26 protein-coding genes and 2 riboswitches are annotated in these 24,731 nt (G+C 67.7%); of the genes, 11 read left to right on the top strand and 15 right to left on the bottom strand.

Features of this window, described 5'->3' with window-relative positions:
- Window positions 1-202: 202 nt before the first annotated feature.
- The 3 genes from gcvP to gcvT all read right to left on the bottom strand — a co-directional run bounded on the left by gcvP (window position 203) and on the right by gcvT (window position 4,827).
- Window positions 203-3,049, bottom strand: a complete 2,847-nt coding sequence (gene gcvP, locus ACYQR9_RS13645; protein ID WP_461226660.1) for an aminomethyl-transferring glycine dehydrogenase — start codon at window positions 3,047-3,049, stop codon at window positions 203-205.
- 233 nt (window positions 3,050-3,282) lie between these two features.
- Complete coding sequence (gene gcvH / locus ACYQR9_RS13640) at window positions 3,283-3,645, bottom strand: glycine cleavage system protein GcvH (RefSeq protein WP_461226658.1); 363 nt, start codon at window positions 3,643-3,645, stop codon at window positions 3,283-3,285.
- 51 nt (window positions 3,646-3,696) lie between these two features.
- Window positions 3,697-4,827 (bottom strand): glycine cleavage system aminomethyltransferase GcvT, encoded by a 1,131-nt coding sequence (gene gcvT, locus ACYQR9_RS13635; protein ID WP_461226656.1) that lies wholly within the window; start codon window positions 4,825-4,827, stop codon window positions 3,697-3,699.
- Between the two features lie 50 nt (window positions 4,828-4,877).
- Window positions 4,878-4,979: riboswitch (glycine riboswitch) on the bottom strand.
- Window positions 4,980-5,079, bottom strand: a riboswitch (glycine riboswitch).
- Window positions 5,080-5,236: 157 nt separating this feature from the next.
- Here gcvT and ACYQR9_RS13630 point away from each other — a divergent pair.
- Entirely contained in the window at window positions 5,237-5,998 is a 762-nt protein-coding gene (locus ACYQR9_RS13630) for an endonuclease III domain-containing protein (RefSeq protein WP_461226654.1), read from the top strand.
- A gap of 15 nt (window positions 5,999-6,013) precedes the next feature.
- Here ACYQR9_RS13630 and ACYQR9_RS13625 read toward each other — a convergent pair whose 3' ends face one another.
- Both ACYQR9_RS13625 and ACYQR9_RS13620 read right to left on the bottom strand, forming a co-directional pair.
- Window positions 6,014-6,298 carry a type II toxin-antitoxin system RelE family toxin gene (locus ACYQR9_RS13625; RefSeq protein WP_056427437.1) on the bottom strand — a complete coding sequence of 95 codons (285 nt, stop codon included), beginning with the start codon at window positions 6,296-6,298 and terminating at the stop codon, window positions 6,014-6,016.
- The gene (locus ACYQR9_RS13620; protein WP_244478043.1) at window positions 6,288-6,545 is read right to left on the bottom strand and encodes a type II toxin-antitoxin system Phd/YefM family antitoxin; all 258 of its coding nucleotides are present in this window, start codon (window positions 6,543-6,545) and stop codon (window positions 6,288-6,290) included. The genes ACYQR9_RS13625 and ACYQR9_RS13620 overlap by 11 nt, the downstream gene beginning before the upstream one ends.
- Window positions 6,546-6,766: 221 nt before the next feature.
- Between ACYQR9_RS13620 and trpS the strand changes: the two genes are divergently transcribed.
- Genes trpS through tam form a run of 3 tightly spaced genes read left to right on the top strand, consistent with a single transcriptional unit; the run spans window position 6,767 to window position 9,345 of the window.
- Window positions 6,767-7,837: a tryptophan--tRNA ligase gene (gene trpS, locus ACYQR9_RS13615; protein WP_461226651.1), complete on the top strand. Its 1,071-nt coding sequence runs from the start codon at window positions 6,767-6,769 to the stop codon at window positions 7,835-7,837.
- Window positions 7,837-8,535 (top strand): haloacid dehalogenase type II, encoded by a 699-nt coding sequence (locus ACYQR9_RS13610; RefSeq protein ID WP_461226649.1) that lies wholly within the window; start codon window positions 7,837-7,839, stop codon window positions 8,533-8,535. Before trpS ends, ACYQR9_RS13610 begins: the two co-directional genes overlap by 1 nt.
- A 27-nt stretch (window positions 8,536-8,562) precedes the next feature.
- The gene (gene tam, locus ACYQR9_RS13605; RefSeq protein WP_461229804.1) at window positions 8,563-9,345 is read left to right on the top strand and encodes a trans-aconitate 2-methyltransferase; all 783 of its coding nucleotides are present in this window, start codon (window positions 8,563-8,565) and stop codon (window positions 9,343-9,345) included.
- A 148-nt stretch (window positions 9,346-9,493) separates the two neighbouring features.
- On the opposite strand, the gene ACYQR9_RS13600 is transcribed toward tam, so the two are convergent.
- On the bottom strand, window positions 9,494-10,147 hold the full coding sequence (locus ACYQR9_RS13600; protein ID WP_461226647.1) for a pyridoxamine 5'-phosphate oxidase family protein: 654 nt from the start codon (window positions 10,145-10,147) through the stop codon (window positions 9,494-9,496).
- Window positions 10,148-10,346: 199 nt separating this feature from the next.
- Between ACYQR9_RS13600 and ACYQR9_RS13595 the strand changes: the two genes are divergently transcribed.
- Window positions 10,347-10,703: a type II toxin-antitoxin system RelE/ParE family toxin gene (locus ACYQR9_RS13595; protein WP_461224344.1), complete on the top strand. Its 357-nt coding sequence runs from the start codon at window positions 10,347-10,349 to the stop codon at window positions 10,701-10,703.
- A 54-nt stretch (window positions 10,704-10,757) separates the two neighbouring features.
- The gene (locus ACYQR9_RS13590; protein WP_461226645.1) at window positions 10,758-11,057 is read left to right on the top strand and encodes a helix-turn-helix domain-containing protein; all 300 of its coding nucleotides are present in this window, start codon (window positions 10,758-10,760) and stop codon (window positions 11,055-11,057) included.
- Between the two features lie 201 nt (window positions 11,058-11,258).
- Here ACYQR9_RS13590 and ilvC read toward each other — a convergent pair whose 3' ends face one another.
- From ilvC to ACYQR9_RS13545, 9 genes are all read right to left on the bottom strand, one after another.
- Window positions 11,259-12,278: a ketol-acid reductoisomerase gene (ilvC, locus tag ACYQR9_RS13585; protein WP_374767522.1), complete on the bottom strand. Its 1,020-nt coding sequence runs from the start codon at window positions 12,276-12,278 to the stop codon at window positions 11,259-11,261.
- Window positions 12,279-12,305: 27 nt separating this feature from the next.
- On the bottom strand, window positions 12,306-12,950 hold the full coding sequence (locus ACYQR9_RS13580) for a TetR/AcrR family transcriptional regulator (protein ID WP_461226643.1): 645 nt from the start codon (window positions 12,948-12,950) through the stop codon (window positions 12,306-12,308).
- A gap of 93 nt (window positions 12,951-13,043) precedes the next feature.
- On the bottom strand, window positions 13,044-13,682 hold the full coding sequence (locus ACYQR9_RS13575) for a glutathione S-transferase family protein (protein ID WP_461226641.1): 639 nt from the start codon (window positions 13,680-13,682) through the stop codon (window positions 13,044-13,046).
- Window positions 13,679-14,065 (bottom strand): type II toxin-antitoxin system PemK/MazF family toxin, encoded by a 387-nt coding sequence (locus ACYQR9_RS13570; protein ID WP_339160203.1) that lies wholly within the window; start codon window positions 14,063-14,065, stop codon window positions 13,679-13,681. Before ACYQR9_RS13570 ends, ACYQR9_RS13575 begins: the two co-directional genes overlap by 4 nt.
- On the bottom strand, window positions 14,046-14,330 hold the full coding sequence (locus tag ACYQR9_RS13565) for a hypothetical protein (protein ID WP_018044191.1): 285 nt from the start codon (window positions 14,328-14,330) through the stop codon (window positions 14,046-14,048). The genes ACYQR9_RS13570 and ACYQR9_RS13565 overlap by 20 nt, the downstream gene beginning before the upstream one ends.
- A gap of 52 nt (window positions 14,331-14,382) precedes the next feature.
- The gene (ilvN, locus tag ACYQR9_RS13560) at window positions 14,383-14,925 is read right to left on the bottom strand and encodes an acetolactate synthase small subunit (RefSeq protein ID WP_018044192.1); all 543 of its coding nucleotides are present in this window, start codon (window positions 14,923-14,925) and stop codon (window positions 14,383-14,385) included.
- A gap of 24 nt (window positions 14,926-14,949) precedes the next feature.
- On the bottom strand, window positions 14,950-16,725 hold the full coding sequence (locus ACYQR9_RS13555; RefSeq protein ID WP_311276726.1) for an acetolactate synthase 3 large subunit: 1,776 nt from the start codon (window positions 16,723-16,725) through the stop codon (window positions 14,950-14,952).
- 271 nt (window positions 16,726-16,996) lie between these two features.
- Window positions 16,997-17,449 (bottom strand): carboxymuconolactone decarboxylase family protein, encoded by a 453-nt coding sequence (locus ACYQR9_RS13550; protein WP_461226638.1) that lies wholly within the window; start codon window positions 17,447-17,449, stop codon window positions 16,997-16,999.
- Window positions 17,367-17,825, bottom strand: coding sequence for a MerR family transcriptional regulator (locus ACYQR9_RS13545; RefSeq protein ID WP_461226636.1), 459 nt, complete (start codon window positions 17,823-17,825; stop codon window positions 17,367-17,369). The genes ACYQR9_RS13550 and ACYQR9_RS13545 overlap by 83 nt, the downstream gene beginning before the upstream one ends.
- Window positions 17,826-18,079: 254 nt before the next feature.
- Between ACYQR9_RS13545 and ACYQR9_RS13540 the strand changes: the two genes are divergently transcribed.
- From ACYQR9_RS13540 to ACYQR9_RS13520, 5 genes are all read left to right on the top strand, one after another.
- On the top strand, window positions 18,080-18,586 hold the full coding sequence (locus ACYQR9_RS13540) for a chemotaxis protein CheW (RefSeq protein WP_461226634.1): 507 nt from the start codon (window positions 18,080-18,082) through the stop codon (window positions 18,584-18,586).
- 61 nt (window positions 18,587-18,647) lie between these two features.
- Complete coding sequence (locus tag ACYQR9_RS13535) at window positions 18,648-20,102, top strand: CheR family methyltransferase (RefSeq protein ID WP_461226632.1); 1,455 nt, start codon at window positions 18,648-18,650, stop codon at window positions 20,100-20,102.
- Window positions 20,099-20,683 carry a chemotaxis protein CheW gene (locus ACYQR9_RS13530; RefSeq protein ID WP_419953910.1) on the top strand — a complete coding sequence of 195 codons (585 nt, stop codon included), beginning with the start codon at window positions 20,099-20,101 and terminating at the stop codon, window positions 20,681-20,683. Before ACYQR9_RS13535 ends, ACYQR9_RS13530 begins: the two co-directional genes overlap by 4 nt.
- A 54-nt stretch (window positions 20,684-20,737) precedes the next feature.
- The gene (locus tag ACYQR9_RS13525; protein ID WP_056427397.1) at window positions 20,738-22,408 is read left to right on the top strand and encodes a methyl-accepting chemotaxis protein; all 1,671 of its coding nucleotides are present in this window, start codon (window positions 20,738-20,740) and stop codon (window positions 22,406-22,408) included.
- Between the two features lie 26 nt (window positions 22,409-22,434).
- Window positions 22,435-24,729, top strand: coding sequence for a hybrid sensor histidine kinase/response regulator (locus ACYQR9_RS13520; RefSeq protein ID WP_461226629.1), 2,295 nt, complete (start codon window positions 22,435-22,437; stop codon window positions 24,727-24,729).
- Window positions 24,730-24,731 lie beyond the last annotated feature (2 nt).

The following is a 24,731-nucleotide window of genomic DNA, read 5'->3' as shown; positions in this document are numbered from 1 at the left end:
CCCAGCGGATCTCGGGCCTGCCTGAGATCCGTCGAGCTTGTGGGGAGGAGTTGGAGGTGGGGGTGGTTGGGCGACCCTCAGCTTACGGAGGCTGGCGGAGCCACCCCCACTCCTAACCTCTCCCCATAAGGGGGAGAGGGACGCGCTCTGCCTGTAGGAGGAGAGGTGTGAAACCGGTAGGCTAGGAGGCGGAAAACCTACCCTATTCGGCCGCCTCGCTATAGGCATCCACCGGCGGGCAGGAGCAGACGAGGTTGCGGTCGCCGTAAGCGTTGTCGACGCGGTTGATCGGCGGCCAGTACTTGTCCATGCCGAGACTTCCCGAGGGGAAACACGCCGCCTCGCGGGAATAGGGCCGCTCCCACGGGCCGATCAGGTCCGCCACCGTGTGCGGCGCGTGTTTCAGCGGATTGTCGACCTTGTCCATCCGGCCGTCCTCGATGGCGCGGATCTCCTCGCGGATCGCCAGCATCGCATCGCAGAATCGGTCGATCTCGCCTTTGGTCTCGGATTCCGTGGGTTCGATCATCAGGGTGCCGGCCACCGGCCAGCTCATGGTCGGTGGGTGGAAGCCGCAATCGATCAGGCGCTTGGCGATGTCCTCGACGCCGATCCCGGCCGATTTCTGGAACGGCCGCACGTCGATGATGCATTCATGCGCCACCCGGCCCTGTGCCCCGGCATAGAGCACCGGATAGGCGCCCTTCAGGCGGCTCGCGATGTAATTGGCGTTGAGGATGGCCACGCGGGTGGCCTGGGTGAGGCCGCGCCCGCCCATCAGCAGGCAGTAGCTCCACGAGATCGGCAGGATCGAGGCCGAGCCGTAGGGCGCCGCCGAGACGGCCCCTTCCTCGGCCGTCCGTGGATCGGAGGGGAGGAACGGGATGAGATGCGCCTTGACGCCGATGGGACCCATGCCGGGGCCGCCGCCGCCATGGGGGATGCAGAAGGTCTTGTGCAGGTTGAGGTGGCTGACATCGGCGCCGATATCTCCGGGGCGCGCGAGGCCCACCATGGCGTTGAGGTTGGCCCCGTCGAGATAGACCTGGCCGCCATGGGCATGGACGATGTCGCAGATCTCGCGGACCCGCACCTCGAACACCCCATGCGTCGACGGATAGGTGATCATGCAGGCCGCGAGGTTTTCGCCGTGCAACTCGGCCTTCCGCGAAAAGTCCTCCACGTCGATGTTGCCGTGCTGGTCGGCGCCGACCACGACCACGCTCATGCCGCACATCTGCGCGGAGGCCGGGTTGGTGCCATGCGCCGAGGACGGGATGAGGCAGACCTTGCGGTGCCCCTCCCCGCGCGAGAGGTGGTAGGCCCGGATGGCGAGCAAGCCGGCATATTCCCCCTGCGCGCCGGAATTCGGCTGCATCGAGATCGCGTCGTAGCCGGTGATCGCGCAGAGCTTGTCGGAGAAGTCGCGCAGGAGTTCCTGGTAGCCCTCCGCCTGATCCGCCGGCACGAAGGGGTGGATCTCCGAGAATTCCGGCCAGGAGATCGGCAGCATCTCGGCGGTGGCGTTGAGCTTCATCGTGCACGAGCCGAGCGGGATCATCGCGCGGTCCAGCGCCAGGTCACGGTCGGCGAGGCGACGCATGTAGCGCGTCATCTCGCTCTCGGCCCGGTTCATGTGGAAGATCGGATGCGTCAGGTACGCGGAGGTGCGGAGATTTGCCTCTGGTAGACGCTGCGCCGGCCAGGCCTCGTCATAGGTCAAGCCTTCGCCGCCGAAGGCGCGCCACACCGCCTGGACGATATCGGGCCGGGTACGCTCGTCGACGGTGATGCCGATGCGGTCCGAGCCCACTTTCCGCAGGTTGATGCCGTTCTTCACCGCGTTCTGCAGGATCAACCCCTGGAAGGCGCCGACCTCGACGGTGATCGTGTCGAAGAAGCCCTTCGGCTCCACGGTGAAGCCGAGGCTCTCCAGCCCTTCGGCGAGGCGCACCGCGTCGCGGTGGACACGGGCGGCGATGGCCTTCAATCCGCGCGGGCCGTGGAACACCGCGTACATGCCGGCGATGACCGCCAGCAGCACCTGCGCGGTGCAGATGTTCGACGTCGCCTTCTCACGGCGGATATGCTGCTCGCGGGTCTGAAGGGCGAGGCGGTAGGCCCGGTTTCCCCGCGCATCGACGGAGACGCCCACGAGCCGGCCCGGCAGGGTGCGCTTATGCGCCTCGCGGGTGGAGAGATAGGCGGCGTGCGGGCCGCCATAGCCCATGGGCACGCCGTAGCGCTGCATCGAGCCGATGGCGATGTCGGCGCCCATCTCGCCGGGCGGCTTCAGCAGGGTGAGGGCCAGGGGATCCGCGGCCATCACCGCGACCGCGCCGGCCTCGTGCAGGCGGGTGATGACCTCCGAAAAATCGTGGATGGCGCCGCAGACGCCGGGATATTGGAAGACCGCGCCGAAGACCTCCGCCGGGTCGAGATCGGTCGACGGGTCGCCGACGACGACGGTCCAGCCCAGCGGCGCGGCACGGGTCTTCAGGACGGCGATGGTCTGGGGCAGGCATTCGCCGTCGACGAAGAAGGCGGTCTTGCCGTTGCGGGCGATGCGCGAGGCCATGCCCATGGCCTCCGCCGCCGCCGTGGCCTCGTCGAGGAGCGAGGCATTGGCGATGTCGAGGCCGGTGAGGTCGCAGACCAGGGTCTGGAAGTTCAGCAGCGCCTCGAGCCGGCCCTGGCTGATCTCGGGCTGGTAGGGTGAATAGGCGGTGTACCAGGCCGGGTTCTCGAAGATGTTGCGCTGGATCACCGGCGGCATCGTGGTGCCGTGGTAGCCCTGGCCGATGAGCGAGACGAGAAGCCGGTTCTTGTCGGCGATGCCGCGCATATGTTCGAGCACCCTGCGCTCGGTGAGCGACGTGCCGAAATCGATGCGCTCTTCCTGGCGGATGTCGGCCGGCAAGGTCTCGTCCACGAGGCCGTGCAGGCTCTCGGAGCCGATCACGGCCAGCATCGCCGCGATTTCGGCGGTGGTCGGACCGATATGGCGGCGATTGGCGAAATCGTAGGGATCGTAGCGATCGTTTGGCATGATGGGCCTCGGAGGTGCAATTGACGGCTGTGCGCGTCCCTCTCCCCTCTGCGGGAGAGGGTGGCCCGCGAATGCGGGTCGGGAGAGGGGAGCGCGTTGTCCGGAGAGGTCGCCCCCTCTCCCGCCTGCTCCGCAGGCACCCTCCCCCACCCAAATTGGGCTTGGCCCCATTTGGGCACTCAGGAACAGATCTCGGGCAGGCCCGAGGTCTGCGGGGGGAGGGTAAGTCAGCGCTATTTCGCGAACTCGGCGTAGGCGGCCTCGTCCATCAATCCGTCGAGGGAGGCGACGTCGTCGAGGCGGAGGCGATAGAGCCAGCCCGCGCCCTGCGGGTCGGTGCCGATGCTGGCCGGGTCCAACACGGCGGCCTCGTTGATTTCGGTGACCTCACCCGAGACCGGGGCGAACACGTCGGAGGCGGCCTTCACCGATTCCACCACCGCCGCGGCCTCGCCCTTGACGAGCTTGGCGCCGACCTTGGGAAGCTCGACGAAGACGAGGTCTCCGAGTTGCTCAGCCGCATGGGTGGTGATGCCGATGGTGGCGACATCGCCCTCGATGGCCAGCCACTCGTGCTCGTCCGTGAATTTCAGCATGATGCGCTCCGTGGAGAGGTGGTGTGGGGGAAGTCGGCCGGGGGCCGGGATTCAGCTGCGCTTGAAGCGCGCCGGCACGAAGGGAAGCGCCACGACCGAGACCGGCAGTCGCCGGCCGCGCACTTCCGCGAAGAGACGGGTGCCGGGCGTCGACAGGGCGGCGGGGACGTAGCCCATGGCGATGGGCGCCTTGAGGCTGGGGCTGAACCCGCCGGAGGTGACCCGGCCGATGGCCTCGCCGGCTTCCTCTGCGACGAGCGCGGCCCCTCCCCGCACCGGGGTCGGGCCCTCCGGCAGCAGGCCGACGCGCCGCGACGCGGGACCGTCACCGATCTCGCGGAGGATGCGCTCAGCGCCTGGAAAGCCACCCTCACGCGCGCCGCCCGCGCGGCGGACCGGCTGGATCGCCCAGGTCAGGCCTGCCTCGACCGGGCTCGTCCCGGCATCGATATCGGCTCCATGCAGGCACAGGCCCGCCTCCAGCCGCAGGGAATCGCGTGCGCCGAGGCCGACGGGCTCCACGTCCCTGTCCTGCAGCAACGCCTCGGCGACCGCATCCGCGGCATCCTCCGGAAGGGAGATCTCGAACCCGTCCTCCCCGGTATAGCCGGAGCGGCTGACGAGGGCGGACGCGCCGAGGATCTCCACCCACTTCACATCGAGGAAGCGCATGGCGGCGGTCTCCGGGGCGAGCCGCGCCAGGGCGCTCTCGGCCAGCGGCCCCTGAAGGGCGAGGAGCGCCCGGGGCAGCACGGTGATCTCGCACAGGCCGGCCAGACGGGCGCGAAGATGGGCCTCGTCCGCCACCTTGTTGGCTGCGTTGACGACCAGGATCAGGCTGTCGTCGAGGCGCGCGACCATGAGGTCGTCGAGGATGCCGCCGGTGTCACCGGTGAGGAAACCGTAGCGCTGCCGGCCGGGCGCCAGCCCCAGCACGTCGATGGGCAGGAGGGTTTCGAGGGCGCAAGCGAGGTCCGCCATGCCGCTCGGACCCGGCTTCAGCCGGATCTGGCCCATATGCGACACGTCGAACAAACCGGCCGCCTTGCGGGTGTGCAGGTGTTCGGCGATCAGGCCGGCCGGATAATGGAGCGGCAGCGCAAAACCCGCGAAGGGCACCATGCGGGCGCCGTGGCGCAGATGGAGCGCGTGAAGCGGTGTGCTGGAAGCGTCGAGCGGCATCTGGTTATCCCATGACAGAACGGCTCCGGACGCTCGATCGAGCGATCCGGCTACCCCCATCTGTCACGGTTACCTGAGAGCTTCTCCCGCCCCGGGAAGGGTGGGATTTCTCCTTCGGTGGACGCCCGCGAAGGCGCCTCTCTCCAGATTGTCAAAACGAAGCGGTGATTGTGCCTGAGAGTTTCCGGGGGTGGTTGCTCCGTCGGCGCCATGACCGGTTGGTACCGGCCTGGGCTCTCCCGCTTCGTCATTCGCTGACGGACAGAGCCTCGCATGACCTTCGCCGGGGCGCAAGGTTCGGGCTTTCACCTTGGCGCAACTGTCAGTCTATTGCACGATACTGCTGCCCTGCGGCACTTCCTCTCGCGCCGGATCGGAACCGGCGGGACTCGGCGCGGATTCCGTTGTCATGGCCATCGCATCCGGGCACGACCTCGCCGGCCCCCGCCCCCGGCAGACCAGACGCTCCGCTGACCTCGCCGACGCGAGCCTGACGGACAAGGCGCTGGAGATCCATCGCCGGCTCTGCCCCGTCTACGGCTGCCCGATTCCGTATTTCCACAGCCTCGATCCCTTGAGCGAACTCGTCTCCTCGCTCCTGTCGCACCGCACCCGGAATGCCGATTCCGGTCGTGCCTTCAAAGCGTTGCGGGCACGCTACCCGGATTGGGCCGACCTCGTGGGCGCGCCCGTGGAGGAGATCGAGGCCACCATCTCCGGCGTGACATGGCCGGAACTGAAGGCGCCCCGCATCCGTGCCATCCTGGCGGCGGTGGCCGAGCGCCACGGCTCCCTCTCGCTCGATTTCCTGAAGGAGATGGAGGTCGATGCGGCGCGCTCGTGGCTCGAGGCGATTCCGGGCGTCGGCCCGAAAACCAGCGCGGCGGTGCTCTCGTTCAGCCTGTTGCGGATGCCGGCCCTTCCGGTGGACAGCCACCACCACCGGGTGGCGCAACGCACCGGCCTCATCGGTGCGAAGGTCGATGTCGGCCCCTCGCATCCGATCCTGCGGGCGCAGCTTCCGGCGGAATGGAGCGCGCAGGATCTCTACGACAACCACGAGATCCTGATGCTCCATGGCCAGGCCGTGTGCCATCACCGCAACCCGGCTTGCGGGAGGTGCGTGCTGCTGGACATCTGCCCGACCGGGCAGGGGCGGGAGCGGGGCTAGGCGGAAGCGGAGGCGCTACCGCTTGGCGGCCCCGTACACGGCACTTCGCTCCCGTTTTCCAACCGCCACCACCGTCACGGTGACCGTCGTGTCGTCGACCCGGTAGACAAGCCGATAACCCGCCGACCTGAGCTTGATCTTGTAGCAATCCTTCAGGTCGGCATCGCGCAGCTTGTCCGCTTCGACCCTCGGGTTCAGCAGACGCTCGGCCAGCTTCTTCTTGAACTGGCCCCGGAGGGTCTCGCCGAGCTTGTGCCACTCCTTGAGCGCGGACGGCAGAAACTGGAGTTCAAAGGGCATCCAGGGTGACCCGCACGGGCACTTCCCCGGAGCGGGCTTTCACGATCGACGCCAGCACGTCGTCGTCAATGGCGTCCATCATGGCCTCGAAGGTCTCCGGCGGGACCATGTAGCCCATGACGCGGTTGTGGTTCAGGATCGCCACCGGTGCTCCGTCGGCGCGGTTCATCACCGATGTCGGACTCTTCTTCAGCTCCGACACACTCACCGCCACATCGGCCATGACACTCTGCAGCTGAGCTTCCATTCACGACTCCACCGCCTGCCGCCTCCCTGGAACGGCAGAGGCGATCTCGTCTCAGTACCAAATTGCGTACGAAAATTCGATCTTTTTCGGGTTCGATGCGGCGTATGCCGTCAAGCTGTGCACCTTGACCACCCATGGTGAGCCGTTCAGAACGCAAACGTCGGTGCCCTGACCCGAGCGTCGGCTTCTCCCTCGCCATCACGCCATAGGAACCACGCGCGATGACCGCGTTCACAGAGCTCGTGTTCTCGGGCGTTCAGCCCACGGGCAACCTGCATCTCGGCAATTACCTCGGCGCCATCAAGCGCTTCGTGGAGATGCAGGAGCGCGACGCGCAGTGCCTCTACTGCGTCGTCGACATGCACGCGATCACCCTGTGGCAGGACCCGGCCGCCCTGAAGGGCCAGATCCGCGAGGTCACGGCCGCCTTCCTCGCCGCCGGCATCGATCCGAAGCGCAGCATCGTCTTCAACCAGAGCCAGGTGCCGGCCCATGCCGAGCTCGCCTGGATTTTCAACTGCGTCGCCCGCCTCGGCTGGCTGAACCGCATGACCCAGTTCAAGGACAAGGCCGGCAAGGACCGGGAGAACGCCTCGATCGGGCTCTACGCCTATCCGGTGCTGATGGCGGCCGACATTTTGGCCTACCGCGCCACCCACGTGCCGGTGGGCGAGGACCAGAAGCAGCATCTCGAACTGACCCGCGATATCGCCCAGAAGTTCAACAACGACTTCTCGGAGTCGATCTCCGCCCATGGGCACGATGCGGGCGAGGGCTTCTTCCCGATCACCGAGCCGCTGATCGGCGGCCCGGCCGCCCGCGTCATGTCCCTGCGGGACGGCACCAAGAAGATGTCGAAATCGGACCCCTCCGACAATTCGCGCATCAACCTCACCGACGAGGCGGATACCATCGCCAACAAGGTGCGCAAGGCCAAGACCGACCCGGAGCCCCTGCCCTCCGAGACGGCCGGTCTCGCCGCACGGCCCGAAGCCGACAACCTCGTGGGCATCTTCGCGGCACTGAAGGGCGTCACCCGCGACGAGGTGCTGGCCGATTACGGCGGTGCCCAGTTCTCGGCCTTCAAGGGGGCGCTGGTGGAGCTCGCGGTGGAGACCCTCGCGCCGATCGCCTCCGAGATGAAGCGTCTCGTGGCCGATACCGACTATATCGACTCCGTCCTCGCCGATGGCTCCGAGCGCGCCGAGGCCATCGCGGCCCCGACGCTGGACGCGGTGAAGGACATCGTCGGTTTCGTCCGCCGCGGGCCACGGTTGCGGACCGTCCGGTAATGATCCGGGCGCTCGTCTTCGACGTCTTCGGGACGCTCGTCGACTGGCGCTCGGGAGTGGCCCGCGAGGCCGCACGCCTCCTCGGCGCGGAGGCGCCCTCCCTTGATGCCGGCGCTTTCGCGGATGCGTGGCGCCGGCGCTACGGGCCTTCGATGGAGACCGTGCGTTCGGGGGGGCGACCCTTCGTGGACCTCGATACCCTCCATGCGGAGTCCCTGCCCCTCGTTCTGGCGGAGTTCGGCATCGTCGGCGCGCCGGATGCCACACGGCGGGAACTCGTCCAGGCCTGGCACCGGCTCGACGCTTGGCCCGACGTACCGCACGCTCTGCGGCGCCTTCGGACGCGCCACCTCCTGGCGCCAAACTCGAACGGTCATATCCGGCTGATGGCCGACCTCGCCCGCCGCAACGGGCTGACCTTCGACGCGATCCTGGGTGCCGGCCATTCCCGCGATTACAAGCCGAAACCAGCACTCTATCGCGACGCGGTGGCGGCCTTCGGCTTCGCTCCGGCGGAGACCTTGATGGTCGCCGCCCATTCGGGCGACCTCGCGGCAGCGGCGAGCCACGGCCTGTCCACCGCCCATATCGCCCGCCCGCGCGAGCACGGGCCGGGCGGTGGCGAAACGGCGCCCAATGTTCCGGTCACTTATGCAGCCCGTGACCTCACGGATCTGGCCGACCAGCTCGGCTGCTGACGACGACGGAGCGGAAGGGTGAGCACGATGGCCGATTGGAACCCAGCCCTCTATACCCGCTTCGAGGACGAGCGTACCCGTCCGGCGGCCGAGCTCCTGGCCCGTGTGCCTCTCGAAGCCCCGCGCCTCGTCTACGATCTCGGATGCGGCCCCGGCAATTCCACCGCGCTCATCACTGCACGCTTTCCCGAGGCGGAGGTGATCGGCCTCGACACCTCGCCGGCGATGCTGGAGCGTGCGAGGAGCCGCCTGCCCGGCCTCGCCTTCGCGACGGCCGATGCGGCGACTTGGATCCCCGAGCAGGCGCCGGACCTGATCTATGCCAACGCCGTGCTGCAATGGCTGCCCGACCACCCGGTGCTCCTGCCCCGGCTCCTCGGCCTCCTGGCACCCGGCGGCGTGCTCGCCGTGCAGATGCCCGACAATCTTGCCGAGCCCTCGCACCGGATGATGCGCGAGGTGGCGGGTGCCGGTCCCTGGGCCGGGGCCATCGGCGATCCGGCCGTGGCCGGGCGGCTCGGGCGGATGCTGGAGCCGGCCGGCTATTACGACCTCCTGGCGCCCCTCGCGGCCGAGGTCGATGTCTGGCGCACCGCCTATCATCACCCGATGACGGATGCCGCCGCCATCGTCGAATGGGTCAGGGCGACCGGGCTCCGGCCCTTCCTCGACCCGCTGGACCCCGAGGACATGGCCGGGTTCCTCGCCGCCTACGCGACGGCGATCGATGCGGCTTATCCGCCGCGCAGCAACGGGGGACGCCTGCTCGCGTTCCCGCGGGTCTTCATCGTCGCCCGCCGGGCGGACTAAGCAGGCTCGCAAAAGTGGTCACCGGTTCTGCGTCCCAGAACCTGCGATACTTCAAGGGCCTAAGCGAGGTGAAGCGTTGGCTCGCCGACGCGAACCTGCTGAGCGCACCGACCCGGATGCGATGGCCGGGACGGTGCGCGGCCGGGTTTCAGCTCTCGCCGCGCGCCACGCGTGCCTCGTATTCCGGCAGGGCGAGCTGGCCTTCCTTCTCGACCCGCGCCTTGTCCTCGTCCGAGATCACGTCACCGACCATGTCGAGGCGCTTCCACAAGGCGAGCGGCGTCTCCTTGTCGGGGCGCGGCACGTATTTGTTCTGCGACACCTTCTGGTACTTGTGGATGTAGCGCGGGCAATTGACCCAGGCCTTCGTCACCTCGATCTTCACGAGGTACTTGGCCTCGGTGTATTCGGCCATCAGCGGATCGTCGCGCAGCATCCGGGCGTGTCCCTGGACGCGGACACGGTGCGGGGTCTCGAAATCGATGAACAGCAGCCCGACCTTGGACTGACCCTCGATGTTGCCCATCGAGTACCACATGCCGTTCCCGTCGAGGCCGGGGAAGACCAGCGTGTTGGCGTCGAGCACCTTCACGAAGCCGGTGCTGCCGCCCTTGTAGGAGACGGTGGGCATGCCGTCGGGATCGACCGTGGACAGGAAGAACATGTCGCGGCTGCCGATGAAGGCGGCCTCGTCGGGGCCGATCTCGTCATGCACCCAGCCGATGTCGAGACGCTCGGCGAGCTTGACGGTGTTGTACTCTTCCTGAAGCGCGCGATGCTCGTCGTAATAGAGCGAAGCCATGGGTGTCCTCCAACCTTCGGCCGCTCTCAGATGGGCAGCCGTTACGGAGCATGATCGCCGGATTTGCTTAAGAGTACAACGGGGGGCGTCCGTCTCTCCCCCCTTCGCTTCAGAGCCGCCGACTGCCGGGCCGGATCGCTCATGGAGGTCGGTGGCGTACGTCGTTGACGTATGGACGGTGTTGGCTTAGACGATCGGAATGCCCTCGCCCCTGCATACGGTCGCGGAAACCTCCGAGTTCGTCAGGGATGCGGATGCCGAGCGCATGCCGGCCGCAACTCGGACGGCCCTCAAGGACATGCTCGCCGCGAACCCGGAGGCGGGTGATCTCATCGTCGGCTCGGGTGGTATCCGTAAGGTGCGCGTCGCCGGGCGGGGCAAGGGCAAGAGCGGCGGCTATCGCGTTCTTGCTGCTTATGTCGGGCCCGATGCACCGGTCTACCTCCTGGCGGTTCTGAGCAAGGCGGACCGGGAGAACTTCTCGCCGGCGGAAGTCCAGCAACTGGCGCGGCTGACGCTGTCCATCAAGGCGCATTGGCAGAAGCGTGGAAGGTGACGCGCATCCATACGGCAACCAGGGCATCGCCCTCTCACAGGAGCAAGGTCGACCATGGGCAGGGATATTTTCGAACGAACCCTTTCCGCTCTGCGGGAAGCCGAGGAACACGCGCTGGGAGGGATGCCGGCCGGTCTCGTCGTCCATGTCCCCGAGACCGTCGATGTCGCCGGGATCCGCAAGCGGACCGGCAAGGCACAGCCAGCCTTCGCCGCGAGCATAGGCGTGCCCGTCGCAACTCTCAGGCAATGGGAGCATCAACGTCGCCAGCCTCAGGGGCCGGCGCGCGTACTCCTGGCTCTCCTCGACAAGAACCCTCGCCTCGTCGAGGAGACGCTCGGTCAGGTGCCATGACGGCAGAGAGATCGCCGCTCTTCCGCACTGGTTCGGGAGAGGGCGGCCTTCGCAAGATCGAGGGGCGGGCAATGGGAGCGTCATCTCCCGAGATAAACTTCCTTGCCCGGTCGCGCACGAAAAAGCCGGCCCCGCTCGCACGAAGCCGGCTTTCTCCGCGATGAGGCAGCCGAGCGAAGCCCGGCCGCCCATCACAAAAAATCAGTTCTTGGACTTGTCGACCAGGGCCTTCTCGGAGATCCACGGCATCATGCCACGGAGCTTCGAGCCGACTTCCTCGATCGGGTGACGGGCGAGCTTGGCGCGGGTGGCCTTGAACGAGGTCTGGCCGACCTTGTTCTCCAGCATCCAGTCGCGGGTGAACTTGCCCGACTGGATATCGTCCAGTACGCGCTTCATCTCGGCCTTGGTCTCGCTCGTGACGATGCGCGGGCCGGTGACGTATTCACCGTACTCGGCGGTGTTGGAGATCGAGTAGTTCATGTTGGCGATGCCGCCCTCGTAGATGAGGTCGACGATGAGCTTCACCTCGTGGAGGCACTCGAAATAGGCCATTTCGGGAGCGTAGCCGCCCTCGACCAGGGTCTCGAAGCCGGCCTTGATGAGCTCGACGAGGCCGCCGCACAGCACGGCCTGCTCGCCGAACAGGTCGGTCTCGCACTCTTCCTTGAAGGTCGTCTCGATGATGCCGGCGCGGCCGCCACCATTCGCCGAAGCGTAGGACAGTCCGAGATCGTGCGCATTGCCGGAGGCGTCCTGCGCGATGGCGATCAGGGTCGGCACGCCGCCGCCCTTGAGGTACTCGCCGCGCACGGTGTGGCCGGGGCCCTTCGGGGCGACCATGAGCACGTCGAGGTCCTTGCGGGGCTCGATGAGGTTGAAGTGGACGTTGAGGCCGTGGGCGAACAGGAGGGCGGCGCCCTGCTTCATGTTCGGCTCGAGCGACTCCTTGTAGATGTCGCCCTGGAGCTCGTCCGGGGTCAGCATCATGACGACGTCGGCCTGCTTGGCGGCGTCGGCGACGTTCATCACCGTGAAGCCCTCATGCTCCGCCTTCTTGGCGGTGGCCGAGCCCTCGCGGAGGGCGATGACGATGCCCTTCACGCCGGAATCACGCAGGTTGAGGGCGTGGGCATGGCCCTGGCTGCCGTAGCCGACGATGACGACCTTCTTGCCCTTGATCAGGTTGAGGTCGGCGTCACGATCGTAATAGACCCGCATGATGGAATGTCCTTTTCGCGTGGGGTGTCAGGGTCGGGCCTGGCCGTAGAGGGCCAGGAACTGGTCGACGGCGCGGGCCGCGTCGCGTCGGATCTCGGCGGCGTCGAGGTCGAGCGCGTCGCCGAGGAGAAGTCGGATCTGGACGTCGCGCCCGACCAGACCGAAGAAGGTCCGGAAGGCGGTCTCGCTGTCCTCGAAGGCGAGGAGCCCGGCCGCACGGCCCGCTTCGAGCACGGGCTTGACCCGCCCGCCGATGGCGAGGCGCCCGTTCGCCAGCACGATGGCGCCGAGGTTGCCCTTGCGCGACCCGGCATGCGCGATGGCGATGCGGTTCAGCACCACCGAGGTGCGGCCTGCGATCACATCGAGCCAGGTCACGGCGAAATCGAGCAGGCGCTCCCGCAGGGTCGCCGCATCGAGCACGCCCACCGCGTCGCGCCCCGCATGGACCCGCGAGGCCTGCCAGCGCACCGTGGCGGTGAGGAGACCGTCCCGGTCCCCGAACCATTTGTACAGGGTTTCCTTCGAGCAGCTCGCCCGGCGCGCGACCGCGTCCATGGTGAGCTGGTCGCCCTCTTCGACGAGGAGAGCGAGCACGGCATCGAGCACCGCCTGTTGGCGGGCCGAGGGCGCCTCTTGCACCGTCTCGTCGCGTGCGACCGTCGCGCTCATGCTTCCAGAAAACCAGTACCGTACCGTACGGTACGCGGCGGCATAGGCCGATTCGGTTTCCCGGACAAGAGGCGGTGTACCCCCGGTCGAACCTTATTCAGGCAGTTTGAGGCCTTCGCGAGCGAACACGGCCTGCACGGCGGGCCGCGCCGCCATGGCGCGGGCATGCGCGGTCCAATGGGGAAAGCGCTCCGCCATGTCGAAACCGAGCGTCGGGCCGCGGCCCCAGGTCCAGAACAGCAACAGGTAGGGATCGGCGACGCTGTAGGCTTCGCCGACGGCCCAGCCACCGTTGGAGAGCTTGACCTCTGTCATGGTGAAGAGGTCGCCGCAGGTCTCGACTCCCTTGGCCTGGATGCCCGGGAAGGCCGTCTCATCGCTCGTGTAGCGCTCGGCCCGGCGGATATGCGCGTAGGCGATGTGATGGCCGGTGGAGAGCCAGCCCAGCCATTCGTCGACCCGCGCCTGATCGCGGGGCGCTTGCGGCCACAGGCCGGCCTGCGGATGACTGCGCGCGATGTGGCGCAAGATAGCGGTGTTCTCGGTGAGCACCCAATCCTCCTCCACCAGCGCCGGCACGCGGCCGCGCTCGTTGACGGCGAGGTATTCGGCCGCCCGCTGGTCGCCCTTGGCGAGGTCGAGCCGCACGGTCTCGTAGAGCGCTCCCGTCTCCTCGAGGGCGATGTGGGAGGCGAGCGAGCAGGCGCCGGGGGCGTAGTAGAGGGTGGTCATGGAGCTGAGCTTTCCTCGGTCTCACTATCGAATTGCAAGCCGATCAACGCTGCCACCTTGGCGCGGACTTCCGCGAGTATGGGATCGGGGACTGTCCCGAGGGAGCGGAGGATGCGCGCTCTGCGGTCGATGGAACGCACCTGATCGGCGAGGACTGCGCCGTCAGCGCCTAACCCCTCGGGCAAAAAGACTTTCGTCGGCCAGGGATCGCGATTGCGGGTGACCGGGCAGATGATGATCCGCCGGGTCAGCGTGTTCATCTCCAGGGTCGAGATAATGAGGACCGGTCGCTTTCCGCGTTGCTCGGTTCCGAGAACGGGGTCGAGATCGACGAGGATCAGGTCACCCGGCTCATGCGGCCGATCAGCGGGGATCGTCATCATTGATGATCTCGGAACCGACATCCGGTCCCCAATCGACGGTCGGAGGCTCGAAATCAGGCCCGAGTCTCCTCATCTCCGCAGCCATTTCCGCCATCGTGAAGACGGGGAACCCGTTGACGTAACGGCGGGCGGGCGGAGGTGCGAGGGGAGCAGGCACCGGATCGATGTCCACTTCCTGCCCCTCGACAAGACCGAGCTTCCGCACGTCCTCTCGGGTCACTGAGAGGACGAAATCGTCCCCACTCCGTTCCAGCCTCGCTCTCATCGCATCATCCCCGGCACATCTCCGGCACCTTATCACCGTCGGCGAAAAAGCCTCACATCGCTTCCGAGCCACGCCCCATGGCCGCGATGCCCGTGCGGGAGATCTCCACGAGGCCGATCACCGTCATCAGGCCGATGAAGCGGTCGATCTCCTCGGTGGTGCCGGTGACCTCGAACACGAAGGAGTTCAGGGTCGCGTCCAGGGTCTTGGCGCCGAAGGCGGCGGCGAGGGTCAGCGATTCGGTGCGGTGCTCGCCCGTTCCCGCCACCTTGACGAGGCAGAGCTCACGCTCGAGGGCCTTGCCCTGGAGCGTGAGGTCGACGACCCGGTGCACGGGCACGAGCCGGTCGAGCTGAGCCTTGATCTGCTGGATCACCGCATCGGTGCCGGCGGTGACGATGGTGATGCGCGAGATGTGGCGCGCCACCTCGGTCTCCGACACCGTCAGGCTCTCGATGTTGTAGCCACGTCCCGAGAACATCCCCGCGATCCGCGCGAGGACGCCCGGCTCGTTGTCCACGATGACGGCGAGGGTGTGCCGGTTGATCGGCTCGACCCGACCGGCATCGGGGTAGTGTGTGTTCATGGCGTTCATCACGTCTCTCCTCCGTGCCGTCGGTCAGACCAGCATCTTGCCTTCCTCGGAGATCACGTCGCCGAGGTCCATACCGGTCTCGCCGAGGTAGTCGGAGAGCAGCATCTCGTTGTGCGCCTTGCCCGACGGGATCATCGGGAAGCAGTTCTCTTTCTTGTCGACGATGCAATCGAAGATGACCGGGCCGTCATGGGCCAGCATCTCGGCGATCGCCCCGTCGAGCTCGCCCGGCTTGTCGCAGCGCATGCCCTTGGCGCCATAGGCCTCCGCCAGCTTGACGAAGTCCGGCAGGCTTTCCGAATAGCTCTGCGAATAGCGCGAGCCGTGCAGCAGCTCCTGCCACTGCCGCACCATGCCCATATACTCGTTGTTCAGGATGAAGATCTTGACCGGCAGGCGATACTGCACGGCGGTCGACATCTCCTGGATGTTCATCAGGATCGAGGCTTCGCCGGCGATGTCGATGACGAGACCGTCCGGATTGGCGAGCTGGGTGCCGATGGCCGCGGGCAGGCCGTAGCCCATGGTGCCGAGGCCGCCGGAGGTCATCCAACGGTTCGGCTCGTCGAACTTGAAGTACTGCGCCGCCCACATCTGGTGCTGGCCGACCTCCGTGGTGACGAAAGTCTTCCGGTCCTTGCAGGCCTCGTAGAGGCGCTGCACCGCGTATTGCGGCTTGATGATCGTGCCCGACGGCCAATAGGCGAGGCAGTCCCGCGCCTTCCACGTGCGGATCTTGGCCATCCACTCGTCGAAGCGGCCCTGGTCGGGACGCTTGGGCAGGGCCTTCCAGGCCGCGAGCATGTCTTCGAGCACCGAGCCGCAATCGCCGACGATGCCGACATCGACCTTGACCACCTTGTTGATCGAGGAGGCGTCGACGTCGATGTGGATCTTCTTCGAGAACGGCGAGAACGCGTCGAGACGGCCGGTGATGCGGTCGTCGAACCGGGCGCCGATGCAGACCATCACGTCGCATTCGTGCATGGCGAGGTTGGCCTCGTAGGTCCCGTGCATGCCCAGCATGCCGAGGAACTGCGGGTTGGAGGCCGGGAAGGCGCCCAGACCCATCAGGGTCGAGGTGACGGGAAAGCCGGTGACCTCGGCCAGCTGGCGCAGGAGCGCCGAGGCGTGCGGGCCGGAATTGATGACGCCGCCGCCGGTATAGAGGACCGGACGGCGGGCATTCGCCATCAGCTCGACGGCGGACTGGATCGCCTGCGCGTCGCCCTTGAAGGCGGGGCGGTAGGTCTTGTGGCCGTTATGGGTGGGGCGCTCGTAGATCCCGCTGGCGAACTGGATGTCTTTCGGCAGATCGACCACGACGGGGCCCGGCCGGCCGTTCGAGGCGACGAAGAAGGCCTCGTGCAGGATGCGCGGCAGGTCGTCGATCGATTTGACCAGGTAATTGTGCTTCGTGCAGTGGCGGGTGATGCCGACCGTGTCGCATTCCTGGAACGCATCGGTGCCGATCAGGTGCGTCGGGACCTGGCCGGTGATGCAGACGAGGGGGATCGAATCCAGCATCGCGTCGGTGAGCCCGGTGACGATGTTGGTGGCGCCGGGGCCGGAGGTGACGAGGACGCAGCCGACCTTGCCCGAGGAGCGGGCATAGCCCTCGGCCGCATGAACCGCGCCCTGCTCGTGCCGCACGAGGACGTGCTTCAGTTCTTCCTGGTGGAAGAGTGCATCGTAGATCGGCAGCACCGCACCGCCCGGATACCCGAACAGCGTATCGACACCCTGATCCCGGAACGCCCGGATGACCATTTCGGCCCCGGTCATGACCTCGCCGCTCATCGTCTCAACTCCCTGAAACCCGGTTGCTCGTTCCGTGTCACGTCTTGGCTCAGGCAACAAAAAAGGGCCCCGAAGGACCCTGCATGCGCCACCATCCGGATCGCGATCCTGCTGTCAGGACCGCCCCGTCGGTGGCGCTTTCGTTACGATAAGGATGACACGCATCGACTTGAAAACTTTGCTCTGTGACCCGCCGAATGGCGAATCGACATTTCGAGGGGTCTAAATACAGAAGCAATCCATCACGGTCAACGGCCAATCAGAGGCAGGCTCATCGATGGTCGGTGGCGAAAACGTCGCGTGCGATCGCCACGGCGTTGAGCGCCGCAGGGAACCCCGCATAGGGAATCATCTGCATGATCGTCTCGATCAAGGCCGCCGGCGTCACGCCGACGCGGAGGGCGGCCTGCATGTGGACCTTGAGTTGGGGCGCGGCCGTTCCCATCGCCGTGAGGGCGACGACCGTGGCGATCTCCCTCGTCTTCACATCGAGCCCGTCGCGGGAAAATACGTCGCCGTAAGCGAACTCGACGATGTATCGGCCGAGATCGGGCGCGATGTCGTCGAGACTTCTGACGACCGCCGCGCCGTGCGGGCCGCTGATGGCCTCCAGTTGAGCCAGTCCGCGCTGATAGCGGGTTTCAGTCGGTGCTTCCTGCGCCTCGGCATGTTGGGCCGCCAGCGGGAGGGCCGTTGCCGAGGTCAGCACGGTACGTCGGGTCATCGTCATTGTCCTTGCTCTCGCGCGTTGCTTCCAGGGCCCGGTAGTGGGTGATCTTGTCATCCAGTCCCGCGATGAGGTCCGACAGTTCCGACCTGCGCGCGATCAGCGCGATGCGATGCGCCTCGAGGAGACTGCGACGGGCTTCGAGTGTCGCGTCGCCCTCCGCGCGCAGACGGCTGTTTGCGAGCCGCTCGCGCATGGGCATATCCATCGCCTGGAGCTTGCGAAGGAAGGTCGCCCAGACGAGGTCGTCGCTTCCGTAATCCCGCCGACCGCCGGAATCGCGCCCGCTGCGAGGGAGCAATCCGATCCGCTCGTAGTATCGAAGCGTGTCGACGCTGAGCCCGCTCCTCGCTGCGAAGGCACTGATTCTCATCGCGAAACCCCTTCGGTAAAGGCTGTCTACGAGCTGGAGTGCGCTCCAGGTCAAGCGGCTTTTCGACGGTACGGCGAGACCGCTCCGTTCGGCCCGGAAGGTTGCGCCCCGGCCGCTCTCTTGGCTGCACGCGGCAGCCTTCGATCGCCTTGCATCCGGCGGCATTGGGATAGCGAACCCGTTTGCGCCGGAGCGCCCTGTCGTCCTATCTGGCGGGGATCCGAAATCGTACTTCCTCAGACCCCGCCGGGACGATGCCTCAGTCCGAGATGACGGCCTATCTCATCCTCGACGTGGCCGGCACCGGCTTCGCGATGCGACGCTCGTCCGTGAGCGAGGTCCTGCCCCTCCCCCGCCTCCATCCGCCCACCCTGATGGGTACTTGGCTCGCCGGGTTCCTCGATCTCGGCGGGACGACGGTGCCGGTGATCGATCTCGGCCGGCTCCTGATGCTGCCGCCCATGCCCGCACGGGAGGGCGATCCCTACCGCCACCTGCTGCTGTCGGCCGATCGCGGCACGGCGATCCTGGTGGACCGCGCCCGCGATCTGGTTCTCGTCGCCCCGGACGCCGTCCGTGCGCGGGCGCCGGAGACCAGTCTCAACGGCTGTGTCGTCGGCGAGATCGTACAGGGCGAGCAGCTCACCCAGATCCTCGGCATGGACCGGCTCCTCGACGCCGAGGAGCGCCGCCGCGTGCAGGCGCTGACGGAGGCCGCCGCCGCGCGCCTGTCCGATCTCGCCCGTCTCGAAGACGCGTGAACCGCATGCCGCGTCCGAACGAGGTAGGCCCGACAGTGGTTCTGTCTGGGAAGTCCGCCGCATGAAGCGCCCGGTGCGTGCCGTCGCGGAGATCGATCCGGGGTTTCCCGCCCTCAAGGACAAGGTGATCGCCCGGACAGGGCATCACTACTACGCCGACAAGGACGATCTGCTCTTCGACCGGTTGCGCAAGCGCTTCAAGGCCTGCCGCCTTGCCGATTCCCAGGCCTATCTCGCGCATCTCGACGGCGAGGCCACCGGACCGGCGGAATGGGCCGCCCTGGAGGCCGAGATCACCATCGGCGAGACCTTCTTCTTCCGCTACGCCGAGCAGTTCGCGGCGTTGCGCGGGACCATCCTGCCCGGCCTGATCGCCGCGCGGGCGGAGGCGAAGTCCCTGCGGATCTGGAGCGCCGGCTGTTCCACCGGGGCGGAGCCCTATTCCATCGCGATCCTGATCCACGAACTCCTCGGCGATGCGCTGCACGAGTGGCGGATCGACATCACCGGCACGGATATCAGCACCGAAGCGCTGGCGACGGCGCGGGCGGCGCTGTTCGGGCGCTGGGCCCTGCGGACATTGCCGCCGGAAGAGCATGCCCGCTATTTCGTCTGCGGTCCTTCGGTGCCGGGGATCGCGCGCGAGGGCAGCTTCACCCTGCGGCCCGAGTTTCGAAGGATGGTGCGCTTCGAGCACCACAACCTGGTGAGTCTTCTCGACGGTACGGCGCCATCGCATTTCGCCGATTTCGACCTCATCCTCTGCCGCAACGTGCTGATCTACTTTCAGGCCGATGCTGTCCTCGGAATCGTGCGCGCCCTGGGACGCCGGCTGGTGCCGGACGGCTGGTTGCTCATCGGCCATGCCGAGCCGAACCCGGCCTTCGCCGGCACGCTGCAGCCGATGAACCTGCCCGGTACGGTGGCCTACCGACCGCTCGGCGGCGATGCCGTCGCCGTCACGCCCCCCGCGCCGCCCATCGTCCTGCCTCCGGTGACGGTCGCGGAGCCGTTTCCCCCCGTCGTCGAGCTGCCGCGATTCGTCCCGCTTCCACCCGTCGTCGTCGAGACCATCCCGCCGCTCGCGGAGCCCGTCGAAGCCGAAGATCCGGACACGGTTCTCGATGCGATCCGGGCTTTGGGGGATTCCGGCCGGATCGCCGAGGGCTGGCGCATGGTCCGCGATGCCCTCCTCGCCACGCCCACGGACGCGCGACTCCACTACTATGACGGGCTTCTCGCCTATGGGCTCGGGCGCGAGGCCGAGGCCGAGCGGGCATTGCGCGGGGCACTCTATCTCGACCGGAGCTTCGCGATGGCGCATTACCAACTCGGCCTTCTGCTCGCCGCCATCGGCCGGCACGCGGAGGCGGATCGGGCTTTCGACAACGCCATCCGCTTCGGCCGGGCCCAGCCGTCCGACGCCTCCGTGGCGGAAGGAGACGGCCTGACCGCCGGGCAACTGGTCGCCAATGCCGATGCCGCCCGCATGCGCATGAGGAAACCCGTATCGTGATCGAACCGCCCGCCGGGACTGCCGAAGTCGATCCCTACGTGGCCGCCCTCCTCGCCGAGCGCACCGTTGCCCTGGCCCGCCGTGGACGGGAGAGCACGGCTCGGGTCGCGATGACGCCCTTCCTCGTCTGCCAGTCGGGCGACGATCGCTACGGCCTGCCCCTGGAGGCGGTGGCGCAGGTGGTGCCGGCCCGTTCCTATACGCCGGTGCCGGGGGCGCCGGCGGAGCTGCTGGGCCTCATCGCCCTGTCCGGTCGCGTCGTCAGCGTCCTCAGCCTGTCCGGTGCGCTGCGGCGACCGGTCTCGGCCAGGCCTGGCGACATGCCGGCCTCGGCAGGACATATCCTCGTGCTTCGCGGAGGGATCATGCCGCTCGCCCTCGCCGTCGACCGGGTTCTCGCGGTCAGCGATGTGGACGGCGCCTTCGCGAGTGCCCCGCTTCATCTCGGCGGCTTGGGTGCGGACGCGGTTTCGGGCTATGCACCGGCACCCGGCCAGGACGCCGCCCGCCAGGGCGGCGAGGCCGGCTTCGTCGTCATCGATCTGCCGCGCCTCCTGCGGCGATACCTGCCTCAAAGCTGACGGCAAGGCTCATCTGGCCTTTCCCCGTCGAGCGGTTTCGGAGCATCGCCAAGCGTGTCGATCTCGATTGGAAAACGGATCCTCTTCGGCTTCGTCGTCGTCACCCTGGTGATGGTCGGACTGGGCGCCTATGCGCTGAGCCAGATCGGGGCCGTCCGCGACAACACGACGACGATCGTCTCGCGGGACCTCACCATCGCGCGCAAGCTCGACGATCTCGGCAACAAGTCTCGTGACCTCGGCAACCTTCGGCGCAACGGCGTGATCGCCGCGCTGATGCGCAACCGGCCCGATACCGAGATCGCCGCGATCATCGACACCTGGCGCCGCGTCGCCTCCGAATCCGAGGCTATCCTCGTCGACACCGTCCGCACCGCCGACGGCTATTCCGCGACGGCGCCGTCGCCGGAGCGTGCCGCGATCTGGAAGAGGCTCGGCGAATCCGCGACTATTGCCGCCACGGATTTCCGGAAGCTGCGGACCGCCAGCGAAGTTCAGCTTTCCGCCATCGCGGCCAAGGATGTCGATGGGGTGGAGGCCCGCAACTCCGATCTGAACCGCCTGCAGGACGAGTTCCTGCGCGATCTCGACCGCACCCGCGACCTGCTCGATCAGGGGATCGATGCCGGCCAGCGCCGGGCCACCGACATCTACGAGCGCAGCCTCGTCTCCATCGTGCTCATCCTCGCCTTGTGCGTTCTCCTCAGCATCGTTGTCACCGGCCTCATCCGCCGGGGCGTGGTGAAGCCCCTCGAAGAGGTCATGGCCTTCGCCGAGCAGGTCGGATCGGGCGACCTGACCCGCACCCTCGACCGTACGGGGGGCGACGAGATCGGCCGTCTCGCATCGACCTTGAACAGAATGGTCTCGGGTCTTGCCGACCTCGCCCGGACCAATCGGGCGGCCACGTCCGACCTCAATGCCGCTGCCGCCGAGATCCGCGCTTCCGCCCAGGAACAGGCGGCCAGCGTCGAGGAGCAGTTCGCGGCGGTGCAGGAGACAGCCGCCACGGTGGATGAGATCACCCATTCCGGCGCCCAGATCGGCAAGCGGGCGAGCGAGGTCATCGCCACCGCGCAATCGACCGCGCAGATCTCGCGGGCAGGCCTCAGGGCTGTCGCCGATACGGCCAAGGCCATGGATGCCATCCGCGAGCAGGCGGAGGCCGTCGCCGGCAACATCGTCTCGCTCAGCGAGAAGACGCAGGCGATCGGCGAGATCATCACAACCGTCAACGACATCTCGGAGCGCACCCATCTGCTGGCGCTCAACGCGGCGATCGAAGCGGCGGCGGCGGGCGAGAGCGGCCGGAGCTTCGCCGTGGTCGCCTCGGAGATGAAGCTTTTGGCCGATCAGGCCAAGGCGGCGACCGCGCAGGTGCGCACCATCCTGTCGGAGATCCAGAGGGGCATCAACACCTCGGTCATGCTCACCGAAGAGGCGGTCAAGCGCACGAGCACGGGCAAGGCCCGCTCGGACACGACCCAGCGGACCATCGAGGAGATCACCGCCAAGGTCGAGGAGAGCGTCCAGACCTTCCAGCAGATCGTCGCCTCGACCAACCAGCAGCAACTCGGAATCGAGCAGGTGATGGGGGCCCTCCAGAACATCCGGCAGGCGAGCCAGCAGACCGCCGCCGGGACCCGTGAGGTGGAAGCGGCCTCCGCCAATCTCACCGAACTCGCCCAGGCGCTCCTGACGCTCGCCGACCGATACCGGCACTGAGGGGAGAGGCCGGGCGACCGCCACCCATGGATATCCGCCAGCAACTCCTCGCGGCCTTCGAGGTCGAGCATCGCGAACATATCGACGCGATCCGCGCGGCCCTGGCCGGTGCGGCCGGGGACGTGCCGCCCGACTGGAACGACGTGTTCCGCCGGGCGCACAGCCTGAAGGGCGCCTCGCGGGCCGTGGACCTTCCGAAGGTCGAAGCCGTGGCGCATCGGCTCGAGACCCTGTTCGAGCGGATCGTCGCCGGTGACGGCACCCTCGACCGGGAGGCGACGGGCGCCGTTCATCTCGCCCTGGATCGGATCGAAGCCTATGTCGCCGCGCTCAAGGGCGAAGCGGACCCGGCCATGCCGGCGGATGCGCTCGCGTCCCTCGACCGCTGCCTCGCCGGGCCGTCCCCGGCTCAGCCCGACCCTCCCGTCGAGTCCCCTCCTCGGCAGCCCGGTCCACCGGCGGAGAGCGTTCCGGCGCAAGCGGGACTGCAGAAACCTGCATCGACGCCCACCGAGCCCGGCAGCGATCCGGGAGTGCTCCTGCGCGTGCCGGCGGATGCGGTGGAGGCGCTCACGCGGGCCTCACACGAGCTCGCCAGCGCCCTCGGGGCGGAATCCGCGGTGGGCGAAGGTCTGGCTCGGCTCCAGCGGGATGCCGCCGCCCTCGGGCGCCGGGCCGAGAGCCTTCGCGGGAGCAAGGCGCAATCCGGTACGACCCGGCCTCGCCCCTCCGATGCCGAGACGGCGGAACCCGCCCTCGACGCCATGAGGGCGGAGCTGCGCGGCTTCGAGACGGCGCTCCTCGCGCTCGCCCGCGATGCGGCGCAGCTCGCCCAGATCCGCACCGGAATCATCGCCTCGGCGGAAGCGGCCTCCACCCGGATCGGGCGGGAGGCCGAGCGCCTGACCCTCGTGCCGGCCGAGACCGTCTTCGGTGCGTTTCCGCGTGCGCTCCGCGACATGGCGCGAGAATCCGGTCGTGAGATCGACGTCGTCGCGCGCGGTCTCGATCTGCCCGTCGACCGCGCCATGCTGCAATCGCTGAAGGACCCGGTCCTCCACGCCCTGCGCAACGCCCTGAGCCACGGCGCAGAGACGCCCGAGCAGCGTGAACGCCAGGGCAAGCCGCCCGCGCTCGCGATCACCCTCGATATCGCGGTGCGCGGCGGCCGGCTCGTCCTCGGCATCCATGACGACGGGCGCGGGCCGGACCTGCGCGCCATCGAGGCGACGGCGCGCGCGCGGGGCCTGATCGGGGCCGGCGACGGCGACCCCGATACCCTTCTGGCGCTGGTGTTCGAGCCCGGCTTCTCCACCGCCTCCGCCGTCGATACCCTGTCCGGCCGGGGCATCGGCCTCTCCGTCGTTGCCGACGCGGTCCGACGTCTCGGAGGCAGCGTCCGGCTCGAGCCGCGTGTTCCGGCCGGGACGTCGCTGATCATGCATCTGCCGCTTTCGGCGGCGCGGCGGACTTTGCTGCTGGTCGATGTCGGTGCCTCGCTCTTCGCCCTGCCGAGCGCCAGCGTGGAACGTCTCCTGCGCCTCGACCGGTCGAGCCTCTACACCGCCATGGGCCGGATCATGGTGCGGCTGCCGAGGGAGCGCGGCGAGGATCTGTCCCTTCCCCTCGTGGATCTGGCGAGCCTCGTCGGGGTGACGAGCGAGGAGAGCCGCCCGGGCGAGGGACACACGGTGACGGCGGTGCTGATGCGCTCGGGCGGCCGGTCATGGGTGCTGCGGATCGATGCTTTGCGCGACGTCCGAAACCTCCTCGTTCTGCCGGCGCCGCCCATCGGCGCGGATCCGCGCCTGATCTCGGGCACCGTCGTCCTGGGCGGCGATACGCCGGTTCTCGTCCTCGATCCCGACGGCCTCGCGGCGCGTGCGACCGAAACAAATCACGCTGCGCCCGAGCCTGTTGAAGACCGCACCGGAACAGCCGCGCTTCCGCGACGTTCGACGATCCTGGTCGTTGACGATTCCATCACCACGCGAACCTTGGAGAAGGGTATTCTGGAATCGGCGGGCTACCGCGTTGTCGTCTGCGTCGACGGGCAGGATGCGCTCGACCGCCTCCGCGCCGGGATCGAGCATGTGGATCTCGTCGTGGCCGATGTGGAGATGCCGCGCCTCGACGGGTTCGGCCTGCTGAAAGCCCTGCGGGCGGACGAGTCTTTCGCCCGCCTTCCCCTCATCCTGATGACCTCGCGGGGGGATGCCGACGATGTCGCACGGGGGCTCGGTCTCGGCGCGGATGCTTATCTGACGAAACAGACGTTCGACCAGCGCCAGCTTCTCGATACGATCGGGCAATTGTTGTGAGT

Source organism: Methylobacterium sp. CM6241 (assembly GCF_054817845.1).
Note: the sequence above shows the minus strand (reverse complement) of the source record. Positions and strands in the feature narration are given on the sequence as shown.